Genomic DNA, 24787 nt, shown 5'->3' on the forward strand with positions numbered 1-24787 from the left:
TTGGCTCACCTAATATCAGAATTTAACGAATTGAGATTCATCAAGACTCATGCTTGTTGGTATATCGCTTACCTTGGCACGACTAGTTTTAGCTTTAGCCGCAGGTTTTGCCGCAATGTAATTGGTACTACCCGCGTCCGCAAGTTTGAATAGACTCACCAAACTTTGTAACTGCTCGGCCTGACCACTCATTTCTTCAGCTGTGGCGGCAAGCTCTTCTGATGCACTGGCATTTTGCTGCGTGATCTGGCTGAGTTGACTCATGGCTGCGTTAATCTGGCCAGCCCCTGAGCTTTGCTCTTCACTGGCAGCGGTGATTTCCTGAACGAGGTCTGAGGTCTTCTGGATGCTCGGCACCATTTCATCCAGCAGCTTGCCAGCACTTTCTGCAGTTACAACGCTACCCGAGGCAAGCTCACCAATTTCTTGCGCAGCGACCTGGCTACGCTCGGCTAGTTTGCGAACTTCGGCTGCGACCACAGCAAAGCCTTTACCATGCTCACCAGCTCTTGCGGCTTCAATTGCGGCATTGAGGGCCAACAGGTTAGTCTGGTAGGCAATGTCATCAATAATGCCAATCTTGCCAGCAATACTTTTCATGGCCACTACGGTTTCATTCACGGCTTTACCCCCTTGTTCTGCCTGTTTTGAAGCCGTAGATGCAATGCCATCGGTAACTTTGGAATTTTCTGTATTCTGATTAATTGAGGCACTCATCTCCTCGACTGAAGCACTTGTTTCCTCAACTGATGCAGCTTGTTCGTTGGTGGCCTGACTAATGCTCTGTGCAGTAGCTGAGACCTCTTCAGAAGCACTACTGAGTGCATCGGCAGAAGAACGTACTTCTCCGATAATACTGGAAAGTTTCTCTACCATATTGCTCATAGCAGCTAGCATGCTTGTCGTATCGCCAGGTTTTAATGTCACATCAACGGTCAAATCACCTGCAGCCACTTTGGATACAATTTCTGCAGCATAGCTGGGCTCACCACCCAACTGTTTAAGCAAGCCTGCAGTAATAAACCAACCTAAGGCAGCCGCTATGGCAATTACAATAGCAGCAACAATTGTAGCAATAGTGCTTGCTTGAGATTTAGCAGCTATAGCCTTGTCTGCACCTTTTTTTGCCAACTCTACGTTGTAATCAAAATCATCATTAATTGCAGAACCAATCTCATCAGCAATGGGCCCGATTTTGTCTAGCGCATCTCTCGCCTGATCCGACTTATTTGCACGCGATAACACTAACACTGGTGGATATCCTGCGACATACTCATCCAACTTGCTTTTAGCAAGGGTAACCATGGCCTTATCTTTGTCATCGGTCACATCGTTTGTCAGATATTTTTCAATAGCGTCATACGCACCTTTTTTATGCTCTTCAATTTTTGCTTCGATTTCATCTAGTTTCTTGGGATTAGTATTCAAAACATGTTTATTTAGCATAAGACGTAAACGAAGCGTGTGTTTTCTCATCTGATCCAAGTCAATTAAGCTTGGTACCGAGTTAACCGTACCGTAATTAGCCGCCTCATATACGCTATCCATCTGGATACGCCCCATTACAGCCAAAGCGATCAAACCGATAATGGCGGCTAGGACTAATAAAATCATTTTTTTTGCGACAGTTAATTTCATTTTATTGCTCCATATTTAGAATTTATTTCTAATGAAACTCTTGATTAATTTATGTGGATAATGCGCCAGCAACTTCTGTAGCATCCTGCTGAGCAACTTGACGTAGTAACCCTGAGACGTCTAGAATTAAAGCTACATCCCCTGTTCCTAATATAGTAAAGCCGCCAATACCGCGAATCTGACTAAACACTTTACCCAAGGGTTTAATCACTGTTTGGAATTCTCCTAGCAATCTATCGACCACCAGCCCTACTTTGGTATCGCCATAACGAACTACTACAACGTTCTCACGTTTAACGGACTCCCCCTCAACCTCAAAGTGTTTTCTTAAACGAATAAATGGCAACACCTCACCTCTGAGATTAAGGTAATTCCCCTCGACATTTCCCTGACTCCACTCGCCCAATTCGATACATTCAATGACCATGTCAAGTGGAATAATGTAAGTGGATTGCCCAACACCAACTAAGAACCCGTCAATAATGGCAAGCGTCAATGGCAGGCGAATGCTCATGGTTGCACCTTTGCCCAGTTCAGATTGAATATCTACGGTTCCGCGCAAGGCCTGGATATTGCGGCGCACAACATCCATGCCGACACCTCGGCCGGAAAGGTTACTGACGGCATCGGCAGTTGAAAATCCAGCTTCAAATATGAGGTTGTAAATTTCGTTATCAGAGAGTTGTTGTTCTGGTTTGACCAAGCCGCGTTCTATGGCTTTTGCCAAGATTTTGTCGCGATTCAAGCCACCGCCATCATCGCTGACTTCTATCATGATGCTGCCAGCATCATGATAGGCATTGAGTTTGAGCGTGCCTTGCGCTGGTTTGCCCCTTGCTAGACGCACATCAGCTGGTTCAATACCATGATCCATAGAGTTGCGCACCAAATGCGTAAGCGGGTCGCCGATTCTTTCAACCACAGTTTTATCAAGCTCGGTATCTTCACCGCTGATTTCAAGGTGGATGTCTTTGCCCAACTCTTTGCTGACATCACGCACTACACGCTGAAAACGGTTAAATGTAGCGCCTATCTGTACCATACGCAGGGCTAGTGCTGAATCACGTACTTCTTCCACCAAGCGGGAAATCGTTGATGTAGCTTCTAACATATCCACCATCGCTGCACGCTGCGCGATCATATTGGCACCAGCACCTGCAATGATGAGTTCACCGACAAGGTTGATGAGTTGATCCAGCTTGACTGCATCTACACGGATTAAATTAGCTTCAGCGGTTTTAGTTTCTTTGACTTGTTTTTGTTTTTCTAGCGCAGCAGCCACTACACTTGGCTGAACAATTCTTTCATCCACCAAAACCTCACCAATTGGCTTTTGTTCAGCTTTGCCTTCGGTAGCCTGATTTTGTAAAACACGCTGCAACTCAGTTTCAGTGAGTGTGCCGCACTGTAAGAGAATTTCGCCCAAGCGCATCTCAGCTTCTGGAAGATCATGAATAAACTGGATGTATTCACTGATTTTGCTACGCGGCGGCAATATATGAATCAGGCTATCTTCACGCACAAAATCAAATACACTTTCAATCGTAGCTTTATCAGTATCGCTCTTGAAGTTGATTTCGAAACCCAGATAGCAAGACTCAGCGTCCATCTCGCTAGCTTTTGGTATTGCATCGGTGATGGTCACAATACGAACAATCGTGCCCAAGGTACGCAAATAGCGAATAAACGATAACGGATCCATACCATTGCGGAATACATCGGGGCCAAAGCGTAAAGACAAATGCCAGTTATCAGTTTCAACTGCACCACCGCCTTCACTTTCAACTGATGACTCAGCCTCGGCAAATGTAGTCACACTTCTTTTGCTGGTAGTTGGCACTGCCGCGGTGCTTGTTGAAGACTCCGACGATTGGATAACCAGATAGGCATTCAATCGTCCAATTAGAATCTGGCTAACAGTCTCTGTATCCTCATCAGGTAGTGACCCATCAGCCACATGACCAAGCAAGCGGCCAAGGTGATCGCAGACTTCTAGCAGCAATGCAACGAGTGGTTCATCTATGGTTAATTCGTTACTGCGCACTTTATCGAGCACGCTCTCAGCTACATGGGTAAATGAGACAACGAAGTTAAGCCCAAACAAGCCCGCCGAGCCTTTAATCGTATGAGCAGCACGGAATATGGCATTTATGCTATCCATATCATCTGGCGCATGTTCAAGATGCAGTAGCGCATCTTCCATATGCTCCAAAAGCTCGCGGCCTTCAATAATAAAGGTCTGTAAGGCATCGTCCAGATTCATTGCATATTCCTTTCAGCCCGCGGCTAGATTGGCTTGTTATCTAATTCACTTAATTACCTGTAACCTTTATTGATGCTCCATACATAAAACGATCTAAGCCTGGATCACTACTGGATCTCCAAAAAAACTGCCAAGATCCGTTAAATCCAGCATGTCTTGTACTGATGCGCTGTGTCCCGTAAAACGCAGTTGTGTTCCGCGAGTAATGCTTTCAATCTTGGCCATCAGCATGATTTGCAGACCCGCACTATCAATTTCAGTGATTTGCGATAAATCAAACTCAATCTCTCGCGCTTTAGCCAAGGGTTCTTCCAATGCCGCTTTTAGCTCTTGAGCAACAAATATCGTCATCTCGCCATCCACTGCTAGCTGGCAGAGGTCTTTTTTCATCACTATATTGATAGCCATTTTTTTGCCTCGTTTATTTGCTTATACGTTAAGACTTTGGCCTTGTGTTACGGGCATTTAGCACTTACGGGAGAATCAGTTTTGAGACTGCATTTAGCAGTTGTGCTGGCTGAAATGGCTTCACCACCCAGGCCTTTGCTCCCGCTGCCTGACCTTGTACTTTTTTGTCTTCACCACTTTCAGTAGTAAGCATGATGACGGGAGTGAATTTATACGCTGGCAGCTGTTTAGCGGCCTTCACAAACTCAATACCATTCATATTGGGCATATTCACATCACTGATAATCAAATGGATTTTCTGGCCCGTAAGCTTCCTTAATGCATCCTGACCGTCCTCAGCCTCAATGACCTCATACCCTGCACCTTCAAGTGCTATGCCGACGACTTGCCGTAGTGAAATTGAGTCATCTACTACCATGATTGTTTTAGCCATATCGAAATCCCTGAGTCCAATGGTTAGAAAAATGTAATATCGTCCGAACTATCTGCTGCATTACTACTGGTCACCTGCGCTGGCGCTGAAAAAGACTGGGCATTAATCGTTTGCGTGCGGTATGGGGTTTGTGTTGCTGGCCTGCTATATCGCTGATGCACTTCATGCTGTTGCTGCATGGTGTAGCTGGCAGAGAGTTGTGCCAGCCATTGATTAGCGTCCACTTCTGTAGCGCCGCTTACCAACGTCTGCTCCAAGCGTGTTAAATCTTGCTGCACGTGCGAGAGCATTTGCGTAACGCGGTCTTGAAACTGTAGCGAAACCAGCACCTGTGAGATTTCACCGCCAACATGCTGACCTTCTGCGCGCATAGCATCGCTGGCCTCTACCACCGCATTGGCCGCATCACCAAATTTACTGATCACCTTTGCAACCACCTGTTCGGCATGAGTCACCATTTCCAAATCTTTTAGCTCAAACTCTTGAGAGAGCGTCATGGTTTCGCTGATAGCAGCGTTAACCACACGGATTTTTTCTGCGATCTGCTTGCCTGTGATTGCAGAATGGTTGGACAGTTGGCGTACCTCATTGGCAACTACGGCAAAGCCGCGACCTGCATCACCAGCATGTGCCGCCTCAATCGCCGCATTGATCGCCACCATGTTGGTTTGGCGAGCAATCGAGCTCACATTTTCTGCCATGCTCTTTAATTCTTTGATGAATATGGATAAATCAAGCACGGCTTGCACTAATGCTTTTTTTTCATCTAACGACGATTTGAGCAGGGTGATAATTGAAGTCAGATCAGATTGGCTTTGATGCAACAGTAAAACCAAACCTTCGTTGCCACCAGAAGTTTGCACTGTAGATTTTATGCGTTGCGATAACCCGTAGAAACGCTGACTTAGTGCGATAATCGCTTCATCAGTTACTGTCCGTGCAGCTTCAATCTGCCCCGCCCAGATGGGTAACACACGTTCACAGAGGTAATCTAGCCCTTGTACTCCATCGGGCACTGGCGCTAGATAATTATCTTCCGTTTCCACAGCCGCTCCCCTCATCTGATATCAGTATTAGCTTTAAAGCTAATTTGACTGTCGAGGTCATCTTATGCGTATAAAAACTATCCCGACAATCAGCGGAGTCTTGCTATTTCAATCATATTTACTAAGAAAAATCTTAGTAATAAATAAGAAAAGTCTTGATATGTCAGAGATTGATGACAATGATGAAAGGCAGCGCCACTACAGGCTAAATGGCAGGATTGACTACAGGTAGCGGTATGCCTTAACGACAACCACATTAGATAGGGATGAACTGGGTAAAACTGAACTCTGCTACGTCAGATTATTGATACCGTAACGAATGAGATCAGCATCATTGTCTATGCTGAGTTTTTGCTTGATATTGATTTTATGGGCACTAATAGTTTTAACGCTGAGATCAAATTGATGGGCAATTTCAGTCACTTTTTTACCTTGTACCAGCAATTTGAGTACAGAGAGTTCGCGTGTAGTAAGTACAATCTGCGGGTTTTCAGAGGTCATCATTTTCTGCGAAAAAAACATCTGCTCGCTCACTTCCGACCCTATGTATTTTCCGCCGAGTGCAACTTTATGGACCGCCCTAATCAATTCTGCAGGATTGCTATTTTTTGTGATGTAGCCTTTAGCTCCGGCCTTGAACATACGGCGAGCTGACTGTATATCATCATGCATACTTAGTACCAAAATTGGGGGATATTGCGAATTAGCAGCAATGATTTGAGCCAGCTCAAAACTATTTACACCTGGGAGAGACACATCAAGCATGATCAAATCAAAGTGGTCTTGCTGCAAATAAGCTAGCAAAGCTTCACCTGTAGCCGCCTCTGCAGCAACTATAATGTCGTCGCTCTTTTCAAAAAGCTGCTTTAGACCTTCTCGCATGAGTTCGTGGTCATCTACAATCAACAGTCTTATCATGTAAATATATTCACTAAATTTTATAATCTCTTCGTTGCGTTGATCGGAATACGCATGCGAATTTCGGTACCTTTACCTGGCCCACTTATAATTTCTAGTTCGCCCTGTAGCACTTGCATGCGCTCACGCATACCTATAAGACCAAAAGCATTCTCTCTTAGAGCCGCTTCTGTATTGAATCCCAGGCCATTATCTCTAATTTTTAATAAAAGATGTTGTGGTTCAAAAAATAAATTGATCAACACTTTACTGGCTTGAGAATGACGCATCACATTGGTTAATGCTTCTTGTACCATACGGAATATGACCAACGCGCGCAATGATTCTATCTCGGGGACTTGCTGTTGTAAGGTCTCAACTTGCGACATCTCAAGATTACAGGCAATTTCTGTGTTGCTATAAAAATCCGCTGCTAAACATTCCAGCGCATAAATAATTCCATGATCAAACACAACGGGCCTGAGCTGGGTGATCAGATTTCTGACAGACTCTATCGCTTGGTCTGCCACCTCAACCATCTTCTTAGCTTTCGCACACAAATCTAGATTGCTACCACCATACTCATATTCAATCATTGATGCATGCAGCCGCAATACGTTGATGAGTTGTCCTAAGTCATCATGGATTTCTTGTGCTATATGCTTACGCTCTTCTTCTCGTCCAGCTTCGCGTCTAGCAGTAAGTTCTTGTAACTGTGTATTGAGTTCACCAAGCTCCATAATCACTTTTTTGAACATATTAGTTTCATGACCAATCCCCAATATGCTAACTACATTACCAACATCATCAAACTCAGGTACCAGATACATCTCTTGGAACAGCAGTTCTCCATCGCCGACCTGCCATTTAATGAAGAAATTTTCAGGTTGTTTAAACTGAATCACACGTTCTAGATAGCGCTTAAAATCTGCCGCAGAAATACGTTTATTCATCGACCATACTTCATCAATACTTTTATTGAGTATCTGATCAATCTCCAAATCTAAGACTTCAGCATAGAGTCGATTAACGTAAATTCGGCGAAATGAAGTATCGTAACGCACTAATATATAGGGGAAATTATCCGCCAGTGTACGAAATTCGCGTTCACGCTCACGAATTATTTGTTCATTTTTTTTGAGTTGCGTAATGTCACGGCCAAGAGTTAATACAGACTTTAAATTACCCTGAATATCAAACTCGGGAATAATCTTGACGCTATGTATTTGAGCGTGACTGTCTTGCTTAGGCACTAGTACTTCGATCTCACATGGCAATTTATGGCTAATCACTTGTGCTAGCGACTTGTAATAAATCTCGAATGTAGGATATTGCGTGACTGGTAAAAGCTCTGAGAGTAATTGTCCAGAAATCTCACTACTGGGCATACCCAAAGTCTTACCCATCTGCTGGTTAGCGTAGATAACACGACTACTAAGATCATGCCTTAAGATGTTGTCAGGGATATTCTCACTAAGGCTAAAAAATATATCTTCTTGCGCACGTAAATCTGCCTCAATACATACCCGCTGTATATTTTCCAGTTCTAGTAATTGATTTTTATTTGTTAGTTCGGCGGTATTTTCAGCAACACGCCTATCTAGGTATTCATTTTGGGTTTTCAGCGCAGCGTACTGACGTTCATTCAGCAGCAAGATAAACGCCAACGTCTTACTCATTTCAATAACGAAATGACTGATGATGGAAAAGATGATGAGCCATTTACTGCTCATTGAATCAAGATGAAATGCTTTATTGGATAGCGTTAAGGCCATCACAGAAAGGCTATAAATAAATTGCCAAAGCATCAATACAAATAGAAGTTTTGCACCACGATATTGTTTTGCCAAAGGATGAATGGCAATACTTGAAATGATACAAATGAGTGATGTTGCAACAAGCAATATCAGATGACTGGTCGCCTCTGAAGATGCAGTTTTAGTCGCAAAACCAATCAATAACGGCAATACAATAATAACTCCCACCAATACTAATCTTGGCAGTACTATCTGCCGCAACTTCAAAATGGCAATCAAGCTAAGTAAAAGACTCAAACTAAGTAATAAAGGTAAGCAGAAATTGGTATTCATGCTTGAGAAATTCCCAGGCAACGATTGCTCAATCGACCAACCGTATTGAGTCAGACTCAGTGCGCGAGAAAGAGCTAAGACAATATCTGCCGCTATCCAAATCAACAGGGAATAAGCATCCCCATTATTGAAATACCGTAATAAAAATGAAAATATAATGAGCACAAGCCCAATAAGAGTAGATGCAAAAACTATGGAAGGTATATCAACCATATTGATTCAGAGAGACAGGCGCTGGCATTGAGGTGTAGTCATGACAGCTCCAGTCAACCGTCATGAATTAAGGATGGCGGCTAATAGCGAACAAAGTTCGGCTGAAACAAAGGCGCAGACGAACGCATTTGTGCCGTAGATCCGATTCGCTGGAGATATAAGGCAGAATGGTTAATTGACTTGATATTTATCATACTAATCATACTACTTTTGACGAATATAGATGTCAACAACTGAAACTTATACTTTTACGGAATGTTTTTTCAGATAAAGATAAATGGCGGAATTTAGGGCAGCGCTCATACTGATCGGCAACCCGTTCTTTATTTGCAGGTGACCACAAACATTTAGGATGGCACGCTTCTTCGAGTCCGGCATTCTAATGGTGAACGCCTTCCAAGGACCTAGGAAAGGTGGTGGTATCTGCAACTCAAGGGAGAGTTCCAAATATTGATCAATCGCTTCAAGAATCAACGTATTGATAGATTTCTTATTTCCATTGATAGCAGATTTTCCAGACAACTTGGTCAGCCCGATCCGAGAGGACTCCATCAGTTGGAACATGCTGACTTTCAGAGCACTCATTTGTAATTCTTCTTTCACGACTATGATTCTAGTATTTCTTGTCACCCCAAAGATGCGCTTACCAGCGGATTATGTGAGAGATACACTTCATGGTATATCGCTCTGTATAAAATTGTGAGTGCAAGTCTATTTACGGCACGTATCATCATATCTTCAGCTTTTCTCATCGGATTACTGAAGCTGTTCACTCAATTTAGTAAGTTATACAGTTTTTCAAAATACTCGAATTCATATTCAGTTATAAATCCAAGCCAGTTTTAATTTCTGCCATGCAGTTCATGGGAAAAGATGAAACCAAAGTTCCCCACGAGATATACCTAAACATAAACAAGCTCTACAAGGTTGGTCGCCCATGTTTGATGAGCAGGCTCCACGGTGAACCCCAAAAATAAGATATATAAGCTCAGCGGTAGATGATTTTGTCGATTCAAATAAATGTCGTAAATCCGCGAATCTCGAATGCTGAGTTGGCGCGCGCAGCATTCGTGACGCCTCAGACCATGCAGGGAATCCTCGTCAATCTCGAACGTGGAGGCCTTATTGTGCGACGGCCGCGACCAGAGCATGGCCGGGCAATCATGACCGAGTTGACGATGGCTGGTCAAAAAGTCGTTACCGAAGGAGCGAAAGCTGCCGATGCAGTGGAAAACCAATTGCTCTCTATGCTGACAATAGAAGAGGCCAGGCTTCTTTGCGAGTTACTCAAGCGTTGTGCCGTTGCCCTGGACGACAAGTCATCGTCTTTGCGTCGGTAAACTCTTTAATTGAGTGTCTGCTATCGACCCCAAGCGGACATTGTAAATATTTTCAACTTTGTCAGTTCGCATAAGGATGTTGCGCCAAGTTTGAGTTGTAGTAACTGGGATCGAACCCCGGACAAACGGATTATGAGTACAGGTAACACACTAAGTAATATTCAAGTATCTAGAAGATTTATAACGGTATTTTCTTCTGCTTTACACCTACTTTGCCAGAACCGAACGAATCTCGAACTTAATTTCAGTATTGCACTTATTATATTTTATATATTTCTAAGTAAAACAATTGATTACATAGTAATGGCGACCGAAAATTTACTGATCGGTTGTATCGAGACGCTTGTAAACTGCCAATAATTGACTTGGTATTTGGTAACTGATAAGTTTTGATTTTGCTTCTCTCTGGGGAAATCAAATGGGCCAAGATCGGGTATTCAGGATAGGTTTGACCATGTCTGGGGCAATCTCTGCTGGCGCATATACAGCTGGGGTTTTCGATTTTCTAATAACGGCTCTTGATGCTTGGGAAAAAGCTCGTGAGGAACCCAATACACCTAGCCATCATGCACCCATTACAGCTATTACAGGGGCTTCAGCTGGAGGTATGACTGCTGTACTGGGATTAATGGCACTTGGACGTGAATTACAACCCACAGAAAAAAGAACTGCTAGCGAAAGTACAATTAATTGCGTACTTCCAAGTCTTTATAAAGCTTGGGTTGAGCAGGTTAGTATGGTTGCAGCAGAAGCTGGCGCAATTGACTTATTGTCGAATGAAGACATCAAAGACGGCAAAATACGTTCTTTACTAAATTCAAAACTTCTGGACAATATCTGCAGCCTTGCTTTACACGTTCCAGAACCGTCGCCATCAGTCTCTCCCTATGCATTCTTGGCCGAACCTTTGCATGTTTACGTTACCCTCACCAATTTACGCGGCATAGAGTACGACATCAGTTTTGGGCCCAACGATATGTACCATTATCGAATGCTTAGTCACGGAGATAACAAGCATTACATCATAACGGGTATAGGAAATAACAAAGTCGCTGCCAGCAATTGGGCAGCTATTGACCCAGGTACACCGCTAAAAATTAGTGATCTTAATTTAGCTGGGGGACCAAGCCCAGGATGGCAAGAAATGTGTAATGCAGCACTAGGCACGGGTGCTTTTCCAGTTGGCCTAGCATCCCGAATCCAGTCCACAGTTACCGGAAATTATCAAGGACGCCAATGGGCTATCCCTACTCCAATAGGTGCCGGTACTTTTATTAATCCAGTTTGGCCAGATAGGTGGGGAGCTAACCAAGCTTTTAGCTATGTGAACGTTGATGGTGGTGTGATTAATAACGATCCTTTTGAGCTAGCCCGTTATTCAATCAAAGAACTTGGAGAGGATAACCCTCGGACTGCGAAGGATGCTGATCGTGCTGTAATAATGGTGGCTCCTTTTCCAGAGGGATATAATTTTCCTCCGACGGATAGTCTTGATGATGGCCTGATTTCAATTATTAAGTCGCTCATTCCAACCTTGATTCAACAGGCTAGATTTAAACCTGCTGAACTAGTAGCTGCAGCCCATCCAGAAGTTTATAGCCGTTTTCTAATCTCTCCGAGTCGAGATGGTGGGAATACCGTAAGTTCGGATAACATTGCTTGTGGTTTACTGGGAGGGTTTGGTGGCTTTCTTGACCAGAGTTTTCGAGAGCATGATTTTCAACTTGGTCAAAGAAATTGCCAGCAATTTCTAAGAAAGCATTTCACGCTTCCTGATAACAATGTTGTGATGGGGGGTGGCGATACAAATGCCAGTGGCATGACCTTTTTACCGATTATTCCGTTGCTTAACAATACAGGAGTCGAAATTGTCGAGCCGAACTGGCCGCGAATGAAAATGACTGCTTACTTAACCCTAATTAACCGTATTGCGACTCGTGCTGATAGTGTAGTTCCATTGCTACTTAAACAGGAGGTTAGTTCGGGAATAATGCGCGGTTTTGCTTCCATTATGTGGAAGTTTATTCCCTTCATCTCCCTTAAGAGTAAAGTAGTGAACACCGTAAAATTGCTAATTCTTGCACACCTGATTCTCCGAGATCAAATTGAAGACGGTCTAGATTCACAATTTAATCCTACGGATTCAAATCGACTGCGTAACTACTCAGCACAACAACGGCAAATTTTGGTTACGCTGGCTGCACCAGGCTTCGATCTTAGAACTATCTCGGGAATCGCAAATGAAACAGGGCTCCCAAACGATATTATTACTACAACCTTGAACGGTGCCTGCGATTTACCAGACAACGCCGTGCATAAGGTTTGGAAGTCAGACATTAAGTCAAATACAGGTGAAGCGTGCTATACCTTATATTCCCGGCGTCTTGGTTTACTTAAAACTTTGCCACTGATTGGTGGGGTGTTGCGGAAAATTGACAGCGTGAGCATAGATTGAGCAGGGTCTAAAGCACATTTGAATCACTAGATTAATTTTCCGACATAATAAATCAACGCATCAAGTTTTATTTTCATACAATATCAATACAACTAAAATCATCATATTAGGTGGCGGTATACGACTTCAGTGTCCTGTTGAAGGATACTTAGAGCTATTGCAGATTGTTATGTGTATCGACGCCAACCGAAGGCTGCTAACATTGCGACGATGAAAGCCACCATAAATGCAAGGAAGCGAAACGAATTTTCAAGAGCCATAGCAGGTTCTGGTTTAAGCAGTGAAGTTAGTAGCGGATCAATTTTTGCTAGGGCATACCCTGAAATTCCAGCTGCTGTAGCCTTGGCATAGGACTGAAACTGGTCCTTTTCGTCAGGCATGGGTGATATGAATATTCCTATAACCCAGCCAAGTGCCCCGCCCGCAAGGATTATAGCTACAGTTAGAGCGTATTCATGATTGTCAGCAGCAATGACCCAACCGAAAAAGAAAAGAGCTACAACAAAACCGATCACAACCCCTAAAGTTGTCCGCATTTTCCATGGGGCAATCTCCTGAATTCTAGAGTCACCTGTATTAAACGTGTTCGTGTTTTTAGGCATAACAATCCCCCTTATGAAGGCAAACCGTTAATATCAAGATATAAGCGCCAGTATAACAATACAGACATCTACGCTTTAACTTGTTTTTCTTTCTATATCCGATAGTTAGGCATGTTCTAAGTATTATAATAATTAATAGCAGGAATGGATGCAAACTCTACTAGCATAGTGAGAGTTTTGATGGGGTAAATGGCTGCTATTGGCCGAAAGCAGTCCCTGAAGTCATTTGATATTGCTACTTAAACTTGGGATTAGAGTGGCATTTTAAAATTGGAACAATTTACTATTTGGGATTGCAATCAGCAGACATCTTGTTTAGTGAAAGAAACTACACTAACATTCAATATAGACGGGTAAATCCTTATACGTGCCTTAGGTGTTTCCTTCCATCGGTTGGTGATAAGCCTAGGGGCAAGAGCGTATCTGGGGCCGTCTTTTTTCTGCCCGTCAGTTTCTGATTCTCGCAATACATCCTCTCAACACTCACCCTAAGATAAAACCAAAAAAATCGAATATCTTTTTCAATATTTCTCAGATGGTATAGTTCAGAAGTCTCATCGTTGTTAATTATTATGGCTCGGTTGAATTCTTGGAAGAGCCATCAAATCCTTCATGTACTGCGTAGGCTCAGTGTTTTCACCAAGTATCTTTACGAGGGCAAGTTGACCTTCTCTTGAGAGGGTAATCGTATGATGCTCTTGTAATACAAGACCCGACTTTTCGATGACGGCTTCAAGAATGAAATCTGTCACAGTGACACCTTTTATGGCTGCTGCTGTCTCTATTAGGTCTTTGACCGATGCTGTTGTCTTCAGCCCAATACGTGTCATTCGAGATGTGTTAGTCATCAGTCATTTCCGATACTACATCAAGGATGATGACTTGATAAGTTTACCTTTGGGAAGAAATGGCTTAGCTTCCTGTTTGATCCACGTGATATCCGCTTTAGATAGCGGACCATCGTCAAGCTCGTAAGGGATGGCATGAGACTTCTCCTTACGCATACCATCGTCAATGGAACCTGCCATGGGTCTCTCTCTTCCAACAAACTCTGCTGTCGTTTCTTTAATGATTTTGGTCTTCATTTGGCTACTATAATCCGATGTTTCAGTAGATTCAATATAAAGCCTTTTGACGATAAATGGTTCAAGCGACTTCCCTTTGATCAATGAGCACAAAGTCATCAATGCCTAACAGGCTGAGCCGTTCTCGAGGCAAGAAGCTATCTTTAGGTCTTAAGTTTTGTTCTCTGATGTGGAATGGCAAGATACCCAATTCGCCACATAGATCAAGTACCTGCTGTTGTGGAATAGCCTTTAGTTTGGCCACTTTTCTGCAGGGTACATATTGTGAGCAAAACGCCGTGAGGGACTGCCGCGTAATACGAGGCCCAACCTCTGTATGCATTGATTCAATCAAACCGTGCTTCAATAATTCTGCTATTACTTCATGATCAACAACCAGCTCAGTTTTTGCGTCTTCCAGAGAGACTGAATCTGCAAGTACAGTACTAAAGTGATCGAGGTAATCTTTGACTGTTTTAAGTTCCAATACCAGACTGCCAACCGTATCGCTGAGCATGCCTAATGGCTTTATTTCCCGGTTCTTGATTGCAGCAATGAAACTTGCTTTTACTATGGGATCGCCCAGTTTTTTTAACATCACTTTGTTTAAGGTGATTTGGTGCAATTCATCAATCGAGTCCAATCTTACACAATCGCGGACTAAGTCGTTTTTCAGTTCAGCAACATCCCTTTCGTGGAAAAGCGTGCTAGGTGATACCAGGTATTGCGCATGATAGAACCCACGTGCTCGATAAGCCCTTAATACTGTGACGGGAATATCCAGTATCTCAGCTGCCGTATCTAGGCTTAGAGCCTTCCCCTCGGCAAATTCGAATGGCATTTGTGATAAGTTGAACAGTTTGCGACCAGTCCTCGGGTGCAGCGAATGAACCGGGATCAATCCCTGATCGACCAGTTTTCGCGTAGTACTTGGCTGCTTCCCTATGGCTTTGGCCAGCCCTTCAATACCCACAATATTAGATCCATAATCTTTAGCTAGATTAGGGTGGATAGATGCCTGCTGCCAATGCTGCTTCCCAAAAGCTACAAACGCTTCATGCAGAAATGCCATCTCTTCAGGTGGTAATTCATTCTTGAAGAATGACTCATAAAACGACTTGAATTGCCCGCGCAAACCACTGGCTTCAATCTGCGCATTGGGTGCATGGACGCGTTCAAGATACCGATAAAATCCTTGTGGCCAATTAGCCAGTATCTCTGCGGTATTTTCCATTGCAGGTAGCGCGAGGTCGTCATCTTGCGTACGGGTCGTTTGTAGGAAATTTTCCAGTCGATTGATGATCCCCAATAGTGTATTGAGAGATAGTTTCTCTAAAGCATCCACTGGAAAACCCAAATAGTGCAGGGCATCGTGATTGAGTGGTTCACGCCTCAGCTTTGCCTGCAGTAATTCCAGCAAGGTAAGTAGTGCTTGGTTGCTCACAATTTCTGAATCGACATAGCTGAAATCTAGGCCGCAACGACACGTTTTCAGGCCACGGCGAGACCAGTCAATTGTCATCTTGCAATCAGGGCAACGCTCAAGTGCCATTCGTTTATGTGCGGTACAGGCGACTGCATGTTTCAATTCCCAGAATGCTGAGACATGCCCGTGTTCGGCCACACAGTCCGGACAAATACGGGCATGTTTGCTTCTCAGGTAGATGGATGGCAAGTGATGTTTCATCAGCGTCATATGCCGTCCAGATTTCACTCCAGCATCAGTATCCATACTTTCAAACTCGCTTACTTCCCGGCCAAATAGGCTGGAGAGTTTTGCGATAGGTGGACGGGCCGCCCGCATTTCATTTTCAGTGAGGCCCGCATACCGCATCATGGCGTGGACCGAGGCATAACCATTATCTTCAGCAGTCCTTAGCATGAACCCCATATAGCTTTCACCATGGTAGGATTCTGGCGTAGAGACCAATGGACAAATGGCGTCGAGTGAAATCTGATCCATACTACCCCCCTATTTAGCCAACGCTTCTGCAGCAGTGATCTCTGCAGGCTTGTAATTCGCGTACTGAACCTGTGGTTCCATCTGCGTCTCTTTGGTACCCACTTCCCGAGCCAAATCCAAGATGTAAGGCGACGGAGTTGGATCAAAATCGACTAAAAATGGATTGAATATGGTTCGCTGCCTGCATTGCCAAATGGCATCTTGATACCCAATGGCTAAATCACCAAGAGAGACTGACATTCGACCTTCTGCCTCTGCTTTCAGAAGGGTTTCTTTGAATATCTTGACCATATAGCCGATCAGACCGCCTGTTGCGCAGTAGAAGCGAAACACCATATTCTCGGAACTAAGATCAGGAAAACCATAGGTTGGTAACGCATCCCGAAAGGCACCTAGAATTAATTTGAAATCATTGTTATGGCTGACTTCCGTCCAGTCAAAACGAGGCATTTCGATGGCGCCAGAAAAGCGGCCGCTCAACTGCTCATTCTGGCTGATTACTGCTGTGCATTCAGGCAAGCCTGACACGACCAATCCCAACCTGGCACGATCTACCAGTATCTTTAGCCAATCAGCCACATGGTGCTGAATCTTGTGGGAGGTCTTGTCATAGAAATGCTGGAATTCTTCAATAATCACCATGGTGGTGCCTGTTCGTTTCAGCAGAATGATGAGTCGTTCAGTCTTCTCGTTTTCAGAGCCACGACTATTCCACATAGGGTCACCTAGTTCGCAGAGCAGAATCTCGGCCAAGCTTTTGACTGTGGGCTTGGACGGGGCACTTATTATGAGTATGGGTATATGGACACCGGTTTTGGCACGAACCGTGGGATGCGTCGATCCGACATGCTCAAGGACGCGGGATTTCCCTGTCCTTGATTCACCTACCACTGCTAGGCAGAATGGCTCGCGGCATTCCTTCGATGCAGCGTAATGCGCCAAGATTCGTGTCTTCGCCCGCTCAAAAGCGGTATGAGGGATGAGGGATGAGGATACTTTCGATAGTATTGAGTGCTGAGATATTCACGTTATGGTCCTTTTCAATATGGGTTATTTGCCACGGGTTTCGATGATCACATCGAATTTTTTGGGCATGTTTTGTTGAATCTGATTTGCCAGAGTCACAGGTGCGACGGGATGATGATTAAGCTTAGGGGTGGCTTGAGCGGGCAATGGCTTAGTCTGTTTCGCCTTTAAGGAATGATTGATAGCTTCCTTGTACCTACCGATTTTTGCATTGGTTCGGCGTTTTTTTCCAAACCCATCGCGCGCGATAATCTCGGCAATTTCTACCTTCGCTCTTGCCCATGACAAAGGATCGTTACGTCCGATGCGCTTGGCAGCAAAGTTTCGGTAAACCCCATGTAACCAAAGTGACACGCCATTAGCATAGTCATAGTTCAGGGCATTCACTTCGATAAAGCCTGATTTATCAGGATGCATGACATAGATACCCACTAGATAAATACTCATTATTCGACGCTAATATCTATGCTACGGACTTGGTAGAGCCTGTTTGGCAAGCTGATATTGCACCCATTAATGCAGCAAAGCTTAGTTGCGATTGGATGACTGGTGCAGAAATTCGGCATCTTGAAGCAGAGTTGCCAAGCCTGAGTGCGGGTATGTTACTTGAGATGTTTCGTAATCTAGGTTGGGTATTGCAAGGACTCTCAGCAATAATAACGGCTGCTTCAGATAAACGTATTGTTGGTGCACTTCGGCCCCCAATACTTCGCCCAGAAGGTATCAATCTAGATTCTTTGGCAAAACTTCCCCGAGTCATTAGGCGTTTAAGTTTCCGAATGAGCGAAGGTTTGCCAGATGATGTTCTTTGGATGACTTCGTTGAATCAGCCAGGAGCAGGGTTCAGGCTTAATCGCAGTGAAATACTTGCCTTGCGTGCAAGCAATTACTCTACACCGGAACAAGTAATGCTTGGTTCAGCTGATGCTGACGCCATGCGCGTGGCAATTTTTGGAAAAGCGAAGCCATCTCCCCAGGCAAAAGCAAATTGGTTAAGAGATGCATGTCGAGACTGGAAGGTACGTCAAAGACAACGTGCTGCGGAACGGCATTTGAAAAGAGCTAGCCGGTGTTCTAGAGTTGACCTGGTCGAGCGCTATTACAAAGCTACAGGAACAGAATTTGAACAGATATTTGAAGAAGCGCTTAAATTATTAAAAATAGATTACGAGAAACTTGATGACAAAACCAAGACGGGAGCTCCAGACTATCTATTAAAACTGCAAGACTCGCCCCCATTAGTTATTGAGTTGAAATCCAGAGAGGGTGAGAAACTTGTTGATTATAATAAAGCAGTGGAAGTACTGGCTGCCTCTGAAATACACGGATACAAAGATGCATTTTGCATTACTCTTTGCCATCCAGGGGTTGATCCAAGCGTTCCTCTGGTTATCGCTGCCTGCGGTAGATTAAGTGTTGTTGAGAGCAATGATTTAGGCGAGGCATTACTTCGTGTATGTGAAAACACATTATCTCAAAAACAATTATGGCAATGGCTAGCATCACCAGGACAGGCACTAGCGGTAGACCTACCCTATCGAGAGTATGGCTAGTTCAATTCTGACTTCAAATATCTTATCTATTAAAGAAATTTGTAATTAAAAATTTTCGCAGTATGCGGAATGGTAGGAAATACATATTCCAAGCAGTCTTGAATCCTAGGCAAAATTCACCAATCCAGTACTGTCTAATTTCATACCACGTCATATACTAACTTCCGTAATAGAGACAACTCTTTTAAAGATGTCGTATTTACTTCGCTGTATGAATGCATAAAAATGCAAAAATAAATCAGAGTTATTAATTCTAAAATATAAAGGCCACGCACTTTCCACGGCATTAACCGACTCTGTAGACCGGGTGCGGGACGAAAAGCTGTGACCTTAAGCAAATTATATAGCTGTTCTAACAGTTCTATCAATACGTGTGGAAATTAGCGCTTACGTACAAACAAGTAACAAGATTGATTCGGGAATAAAAGCAAACTGATATCAGTTGACTCATAGCTTAGATACGAGGCACAAATAATGGAAGTCAAAATCACCCAACACCCTGTTGGTCAGGGTGGAATGGCAAGCGGGTTTCTTCAATCACAAAACAGTCAATTTCATTGGATTTATGACTGTGGATCGAATCAAAGCGAAGCCTTGAATCGGGAAATTGAAATAGTTGCTGCGCGTGGAAAAGTGGATTGTCTGTTTCTCTCACACCTAGATAGCGACCATATAAACGGTATTGATCGTCTACTTTCCAGAACTCGCGTTCGTGAGGTTGTATTACCCTATCTAAACGAAATCGATGGCTTAATTGCTGTTGCTCATGATACCGCTACCGGCATTCTTGCTGGCACGTTCATGACTTTTCTAAGTAATATTGAAGGATGGCTGAGTGCGCGTGGCGTAGAACAAATTACTTATATCATGCCGCGTAGCGACGACGACGACGAGAATGAAGAACTTAATCCCAATTTACCGGAGGGCGGAACAAACAGCGATGAAGGGATAATTAGTGCCGAATGGTCGCTTACAGATACGAAGTCATCTTCGTCTCCTGTGATGAAGGTACAAAAACTAGAAACGAAAGCGATTCTAAAAATAATGACGGCCCCTATGAAGCCGAATTGGATTTTTGCTCCATATGCTCATCGCCCATCAGATAAGGCTTTGATAGCTTTCAAAGCAGACTTGAAGGCTACGTTTGGCCATTTCAATACTAAACGCATTCTTGCCACGGTACTACGCGACCCTCAAGCAAGAATACAGTTACGCAATTGCTATGAGCTAATCTGGTCTAATCACAATCTAGTATCCATGGCATTATATGCAGGTCCAATTCGCTCTTCAGCTCAATGGCAAGGATATCGCAGGCAAAGTCCTTACTGGCAATACCGCCGATACCCGTATAGTGAACCATGTGTAGTAGGCTGGATTGGTACAGGCGATATGCAGTTAAATCTCAGTCGTCGCTACAAAGCATTCATTACGTATTATCGAAAGTTGCTCAATGAAATAAATATATTCGTTCTACCACATCATGGCTCGTATCATAATTTTACCCCATTGCTACTAAAAGAAATTCCTTATGCTACGCAATGCGTTGCTGCAGCAGGTCCCAATAGTTACGGGCATCCAGGGGAAGAAGTAATACGTGCCGTATTAGCAAGTGGAAAGGAATTCGTGCATATAAGTGACCAAATTCATTCAGCTTTAGAATGGGAACTCCTTTCATGATATGTCATTGATATCAAAGTTCTCTATTTTCTATAGCCCAGTTGCGTATTCGAAGTTGCGGAATTGATTAATGGTAGTCCGTGATTATCGTATTTTAATGAAGCAACCACCACCAATCATAAATAGTGGTGAACCAATGCTTGCCTTAAATCGGAAAATGTTTGAAACACACCATGAGTTTGCTTTAGGGGTTCAACTAGTTTTAAAGAGAGAATTATTTGGCCGATGTTACCAGGCTTTACTGACGGACTATTTTGACAGTATGCCTAAAAACAGCGGTGCGATGATTAGCATTTTTCTGCCTATGCAGTCACTGATGCCATCTGTTAGTTTTCCCGGTGATATTGATTTGCTAATCATTCCTTATGAAGGTAATCATCTAATAGTTTCGGAAGCAATGGCAGTAGAGCTGAAAGCAGTTAGAGCCAAATTTTCAAACCAAGGGAAATCGCCAAATGAATTCGGCTTCTCGCAGGCAGAGGCCTTGCTTAAACTTGGCTTTCCTTATGCTGGGCTGGCTCATTTAATCGTATCTGACCAAAGTCCAGTGGAGTTTCATCAAAAAATGAAGGTGGCGACCATTATTGATGAGGTAAGGCAAACTGCAGAGCTTACTGGAGACGCTTTGGTCGATATCATGCCCATGCATCTCATGGAGCGCTCGTTTGGGCGCTTGATGGCTAACTGCAAAAACCAGAAATTAGGACTATTAGCCTCTTACATCGGAGACGAAGGACTCTGGTTTCCTGTAGGGAGAAGCGCTTCTAGAAATCCAAAAACTGATAACAATTTTTTGCAATTATTGGGCGAGTATTTCCAGTCAAACAGTCATAGATTCATCAATATTCCGCGATATCCAAGACCGAATACTTCTAATCCTCAGACTCACGAAAATAAGACCTCTCACACTTATTCTCTATCTCGTCTACACAAAGAAGTATCTTCAATATTTGTGCTTAAGCATGCTTCACCCAAGAGTTAAGATTGAGGCTCTTAAAGAGATTGCAGCTTATGCGTAAATCCGGTCACCAACTTGCAGCTTATGGGAGTAAACACTTGCAACTTATGGTGTGGGACCGGTACTGTAACTAATTGATTTTACTTGGATGGAGCTTGCAGCTTATGCTGTCAGGCACACCTATTGGACTCGGAGCTAGATGCAGCTCGTGAGTTATTGAAGCATAAGTTCATACGCGCCGCCGGCGCTATAGCGGGCGTTGTGCTGGAAAAGCATCTACACGAGGTTTGCGGCGCTCACAACATCACACTTACAAAGAAGAACTCAACAATTGCGGATCTTAATGAAGCGTTGAAGAACGCTTCAGTTATTGAAACGCCTCAGTGGCGATTCCATCAGCACCTTGCCGATATACGCAACTTGTGCGACCACAACAAAAAAGTGGAACCAAGCGTGGATCAAGTCAATGACCTTATTGAAGGCGTATCGAAAGTTACCAAGACCGTTTTTTAATTGCTGCCTAACCCATCATCATGCGGGACGCCTAAATAACTGCTATAGGACTGTAGCTGCCATCCGACGCATCTACAACGATTGCCTTAGCGCTATGTGTACTTTCTACTAATGACCACCCTAAACTACCGCCGCGACAAACGCAATTTCAACCAAGTATTTAGGGTCTGCCAATTCAACCTTGAGGCACGCACGGCTAGGCGCACAGCCTGCTGGCAACCAAGCCTCCCATGCGGCATTAAGTGCTTCCAGATTATCAAAATCAGTAATGTAGATGGTCGCAGAAAGTATGCGTGACTTGTCACTGCTGCCGCTGAGCAAGGTAGTTTCGGCCTGGGCTAGCACTTGCTTTACTTGGCCGTGGATGTCTGCGCTGGTGTCTGCTGGCACCTCAACAAAATGGGCAATGCTGTTGAATATGGTCATGTCTGACCAGCGGGCAGTTGGGTTGATGCGTTGAATGTTGGCCATGCTGCGTTTCTTTCTCATCAAAAATACGATGCTAACATCATCTTGAAGCCACCTCGAGACGAATAGCATTTGAAGCTATCAATACAGAAATATGCCCAGAAATTGTAAATCCATACTGAATACTGACTGTTTATCGAATCTTTTCAGCCACCACTTGGCTGTGGATAACCAACTAGTAGAAATGAGTGTGTTAATCATTGTTTTATAGGTTTTATGCTGCTAGATTCGAGGATTATCCCCAATAAGATTTGCGTTTATTCAAGGCAGCACAAAATTTAATTAAGAACTATTGTGCTCAGCACCAGACAAAACTAATAACTTTAATAACCTTAGGAGATTTTGAGATGAAGCAAGCAATGATTAACCGAAACCTGAGTAAGCTACTTATTTTAAGTATCAGCATACTATTAGCACCATACGCATTAGCAGAGGGCAAAGGCGTTGCTTATGTTTCAAATCAGAATGGTGGTGTAGAAATCATCGATCTAGAGACGATGGAATTTACAGGCAGTATGGAGACTGGCGCCAAGGGGCCGCGTGGCATCGGCATTACCAGCAATGGCAAATGGCTAGTAACTGCAAATAAAGACGACAGCAATATCTCTGTGGTTGATACCTCTGGCGCTACCCCGCCTAAACTTGTTGTTGTTGGCAAAAACCCAGAGTTTGTTCGCATCAAGGGTGACCGCGCTTTCATTACTTATGAGCCGAGCTCAAAATCTGGCCCACCAAAAGCTGGCCCAGAAGCAGCTAAAGAAGATGATGACGATGACAAAATACCAGGGCACATTGCGATTGTTGACCTGAAAAAAGGCAAAGTGGTGATGGATATCGTGGGCAAACCTGAAACTGAAGGCCTGGAATTTACCAAAGATGGCAAGAAGATGGTGGTGGCTAACGAGTCAGATAACTCACTGACCGTGCACGATTTAAAAACTGGGAAATTGTTAAAAACGATACCAGTTAGTGCATACGGTAATCGCCCTCGTGGCATCAAGGTATCTCCAGATGGAAAAACATATGCAGCAACGCTTGAAATATCTAACAAGTTGCTGATATTGAATGACAAGTTTGAAGTGATTAAGGAAATCCCCACAGGTATGTTCCCCTACGGTTTGAGTTTTGACCGTGCAGGTGACCGCATTTTTGTAGCAGTAAACAAGGCAAAACTGTTGCAGGTTTTTGATGCGAAAACCTTTGAGAAGATCAAAGATATTCCAACAGGAGACCGTTGCTGGCACTTTAGTTTTACCCCTGATGACCAGCAACTGTTGCTAGCTTGCGGCAAATCAAATGAAATACTGGTGATTGATACAACCAAGCTGGAAGTGACCAAGCGTATTGCAGACCAAGATATGCCGTGGGGCATTGTGACTTATCCAAAATCTATGGGCAGTATCGATAACCCCTGATTTACTGACTACTGGTTTTTTGATATGTCTGGGCAGGTACTACTAGGTAGTGCCTGCCCAATTTATTTTTAGGCAAACATATTTACCAGCCATGTGCTTTTGAGGTGCCAATGAAGACTATCTTACAAAGCGTTACACATTTGTCATCATCTATATATATCTCATGCGTATAGTGAAGCATCCTAAACGTGATTGATAACACACCCAAAAGGTAGCTAACTCGTTGCGTTGAGGAACTTTTTATCATAAAGGAGCTTTCTCATGAAACGTACTACGATCTTTACTGCAATTTCCCTGATTTTTTCCCTGAACGCTGTTGCTGGCGAAACGAACCAGCCATTAGCCAACCAACAACTGAATAGAGACTTGGTCGTTGCTGTGACCGAGCCTGGTGTTGGCGCATCTGATACTGCATGGTTGCTGGCTAATCAAGCGATCTCTGGCCAGAACGTGCCTGTGCTGCTGGTGTTGAAGCAAGAAACCCGTGAGGACACCCTTGCAAGCCTGAAGCTACGCGCAACAGATCTACCTGCACTGGTGTTTCTTGATTCCAATGGCAATGTGCTTAGCCGTGTGATTCGCGCTGCGCCTGCAGAAAAGCTGATTGTTAAAACTAATGCAGCAAGTGTTTCATTGAATTAATCGTTCAGTTCAGCAGCATGACCAAAATCCCGCAATTGCGGGATTTTTATTGTCGGCGCTTATTCCGTTTACGGGTATTATCTCACTCTACTTAAGGAAGCTCTGATTAAGCACCAATTCGTC

General features: G+C 43.8%; 23 protein-coding genes. 8 read left to right on the top strand and 15 right to left on the bottom strand.

The window, feature by feature from the left end:
- Positions 1-15 precede the first annotated feature (15 nt).
- The 8 genes from ZMTM_RS12730 to ZMTM_RS12765 form a co-directional block, all read right to left on the bottom strand.
- On the bottom strand, positions 16-1638 hold the full coding sequence (locus ZMTM_RS12730) for a methyl-accepting chemotaxis protein (RefSeq protein WP_221764200.1): 1623 nt from the start codon (positions 1636-1638) through the stop codon (positions 16-18).
- A gap of 49 nt (positions 1639-1687) precedes the next feature.
- Complete coding sequence (locus ZMTM_RS12735) at positions 1688-3901, bottom strand: chemotaxis protein CheA (protein WP_221764201.1); 2214 nt, start codon at positions 3899-3901, stop codon at positions 1688-1690.
- Positions 3902-3994: 93 nt separating this feature from the next.
- Positions 3995-4309 carry an STAS domain-containing protein gene (locus ZMTM_RS12740; protein ID WP_221764202.1) on the bottom strand — a complete coding sequence of 105 codons (315 nt, stop codon included), beginning with the start codon at positions 4307-4309 and terminating at the stop codon, positions 3995-3997.
- A gap of 64 nt (positions 4310-4373) precedes the next feature.
- A complete protein-coding gene (locus ZMTM_RS12745) occupies positions 4374-4742 on the bottom strand; it encodes a response regulator (RefSeq protein ID WP_221764203.1) in 369 nt (122 codons plus the stop codon).
- A gap of 23 nt (positions 4743-4765) precedes the next feature.
- Positions 4766-5788 carry a methyl-accepting chemotaxis protein gene (locus ZMTM_RS12750; protein WP_221764204.1) on the bottom strand — a complete coding sequence of 341 codons (1023 nt, stop codon included), beginning with the start codon at positions 5786-5788 and terminating at the stop codon, positions 4766-4768.
- A 291-nt stretch (positions 5789-6079) separates the two neighbouring features.
- The gene (locus tag ZMTM_RS12755) at positions 6080-6706 is read right to left on the bottom strand and encodes a response regulator (RefSeq protein WP_221764205.1); all 627 of its coding nucleotides are present in this window, start codon (positions 6704-6706) and stop codon (positions 6080-6082) included.
- A gap of 20 nt (positions 6707-6726) precedes the next feature.
- Positions 6727-8988 (bottom strand): PAS domain-containing sensor histidine kinase, encoded by a 2262-nt coding sequence (locus ZMTM_RS12760; protein WP_221764206.1) that lies wholly within the window; start codon positions 8986-8988, stop codon positions 6727-6729.
- Between the two features lie 240 nt (positions 8989-9228).
- Positions 9229-9591, bottom strand: a complete 363-nt coding sequence (locus ZMTM_RS12765) for a hypothetical protein (protein ID WP_221764207.1) — start codon at positions 9589-9591, stop codon at positions 9229-9231.
- 395 nt (positions 9592-9986) lie between these two features.
- Here ZMTM_RS12765 and ZMTM_RS12770 point away from each other — a divergent pair, with 395 nt between their 5' ends.
- Both ZMTM_RS12770 and ZMTM_RS12775 read left to right on the top strand, forming a co-directional pair.
- Positions 9987-10328 (top strand): MarR family winged helix-turn-helix transcriptional regulator, encoded by a 342-nt coding sequence (locus ZMTM_RS12770; protein WP_221764208.1) that lies wholly within the window; start codon positions 9987-9989, stop codon positions 10326-10328.
- Between the two features lie 454 nt (positions 10329-10782).
- A complete protein-coding gene (locus tag ZMTM_RS12775; protein ID WP_221764209.1) occupies positions 10783-12783 on the top strand; it encodes a hypothetical protein in 2001 nt (666 codons plus the stop codon).
- A 167-nt stretch (positions 12784-12950) separates the two neighbouring features.
- Here ZMTM_RS12775 and ZMTM_RS12780 read toward each other — a convergent pair whose 3' ends face one another.
- The 6 genes from ZMTM_RS12780 to ZMTM_RS12805 all read right to left on the bottom strand — a co-directional run bounded on the left by ZMTM_RS12780 (position 12951) and on the right by ZMTM_RS12805 (position 17885).
- A complete protein-coding gene (locus ZMTM_RS12780) occupies positions 12951-13385 on the bottom strand; it encodes a hypothetical protein (protein WP_221764210.1) in 435 nt (144 codons plus the stop codon).
- A gap of 563 nt (positions 13386-13948) precedes the next feature.
- Positions 13949-14233 (bottom strand): type II toxin-antitoxin system TacA family antitoxin, encoded by a 285-nt coding sequence (locus ZMTM_RS12785; RefSeq protein ID WP_221764211.1) that lies wholly within the window; start codon positions 14231-14233, stop codon positions 13949-13951.
- A 15-nt stretch (positions 14234-14248) separates the two neighbouring features.
- Positions 14249-14470, bottom strand: coding sequence for a hypothetical protein (locus ZMTM_RS12790; protein WP_221764212.1), 222 nt, complete (start codon positions 14468-14470; stop codon positions 14249-14251).
- Between the two features lie 61 nt (positions 14471-14531).
- Entirely contained in the window at positions 14532-16412 is a 1881-nt protein-coding gene (locus tag ZMTM_RS12795) for a TniQ family protein (protein WP_221764213.1), read from the bottom strand.
- 9 nt (positions 16413-16421) lie between these two features.
- Positions 16422-17435, bottom strand: a complete 1014-nt coding sequence (locus tag ZMTM_RS12800) for a TniB family NTP-binding protein (RefSeq protein WP_221765728.1) — start codon at positions 17433-17435, stop codon at positions 16422-16424.
- A gap of 27 nt (positions 17436-17462) precedes the next feature.
- Positions 17463-17885, bottom strand: coding sequence for a hypothetical protein (locus ZMTM_RS12805; protein WP_221764214.1), 423 nt, complete (start codon positions 17883-17885; stop codon positions 17463-17465).
- A gap of 29 nt (positions 17886-17914) precedes the next feature.
- On the opposite strand from ZMTM_RS12805, the gene ZMTM_RS12810 reads away from it, so the two are divergent.
- From ZMTM_RS12810 to ZMTM_RS12825, 4 genes are all read left to right on the top strand, one after another.
- Positions 17915-18991 carry a hypothetical protein gene (locus tag ZMTM_RS12810; RefSeq protein WP_221764215.1) on the top strand — a complete coding sequence of 359 codons (1077 nt, stop codon included), beginning with the start codon at positions 17915-17917 and terminating at the stop codon, positions 18989-18991.
- A 474-nt stretch (positions 18992-19465) separates the two neighbouring features.
- Positions 19466-20668: an MBL fold metallo-hydrolase gene (locus ZMTM_RS12815; RefSeq protein ID WP_221764216.1), complete on the top strand. Its 1203-nt coding sequence runs from the start codon at positions 19466-19468 to the stop codon at positions 20666-20668.
- 70 nt (positions 20669-20738) lie between these two features.
- Positions 20739-21650, top strand: coding sequence for a hypothetical protein (locus tag ZMTM_RS12820; RefSeq protein WP_221764217.1), 912 nt, complete (start codon positions 20739-20741; stop codon positions 21648-21650).
- Between the two features lie 159 nt (positions 21651-21809).
- A complete protein-coding gene (locus ZMTM_RS12825; RefSeq protein ID WP_221764218.1) occupies positions 21810-22139 on the top strand; it encodes a hypothetical protein in 330 nt (109 codons plus the stop codon).
- A 120-nt stretch (positions 22140-22259) separates the two neighbouring features.
- Here ZMTM_RS12825 and ZMTM_RS12830 read toward each other — a convergent pair whose 3' ends face one another.
- Positions 22260-22610 carry a RidA family protein gene (locus ZMTM_RS12830; protein WP_221764219.1) on the bottom strand — a complete coding sequence of 117 codons (351 nt, stop codon included), beginning with the start codon at positions 22608-22610 and terminating at the stop codon, positions 22260-22262.
- Positions 22611-22954: 344 nt separating this feature from the next.
- Between ZMTM_RS12830 and ZMTM_RS12835 the strand changes: the two genes are divergently transcribed.
- On the top strand, positions 22955-24022 hold the full coding sequence (locus tag ZMTM_RS12835) for a beta-propeller fold lactonase family protein (protein ID WP_221764220.1): 1068 nt from the start codon (positions 22955-22957) through the stop codon (positions 24020-24022).
- A gap of 261 nt (positions 24023-24283) precedes the next feature.
- Positions 24284-24664, top strand: coding sequence for a hypothetical protein (locus ZMTM_RS12840; protein ID WP_221764221.1), 381 nt, complete (start codon positions 24284-24286; stop codon positions 24662-24664).
- Positions 24665-24787 lie beyond the last annotated feature (123 nt).

This window comes from Methyloradius palustris, from assembly GCF_019703875.1.
Classification (GTDB): domain Bacteria; phylum Pseudomonadota; class Gammaproteobacteria; order Burkholderiales; family Methylophilaceae; genus Methyloradius; species Methyloradius palustris.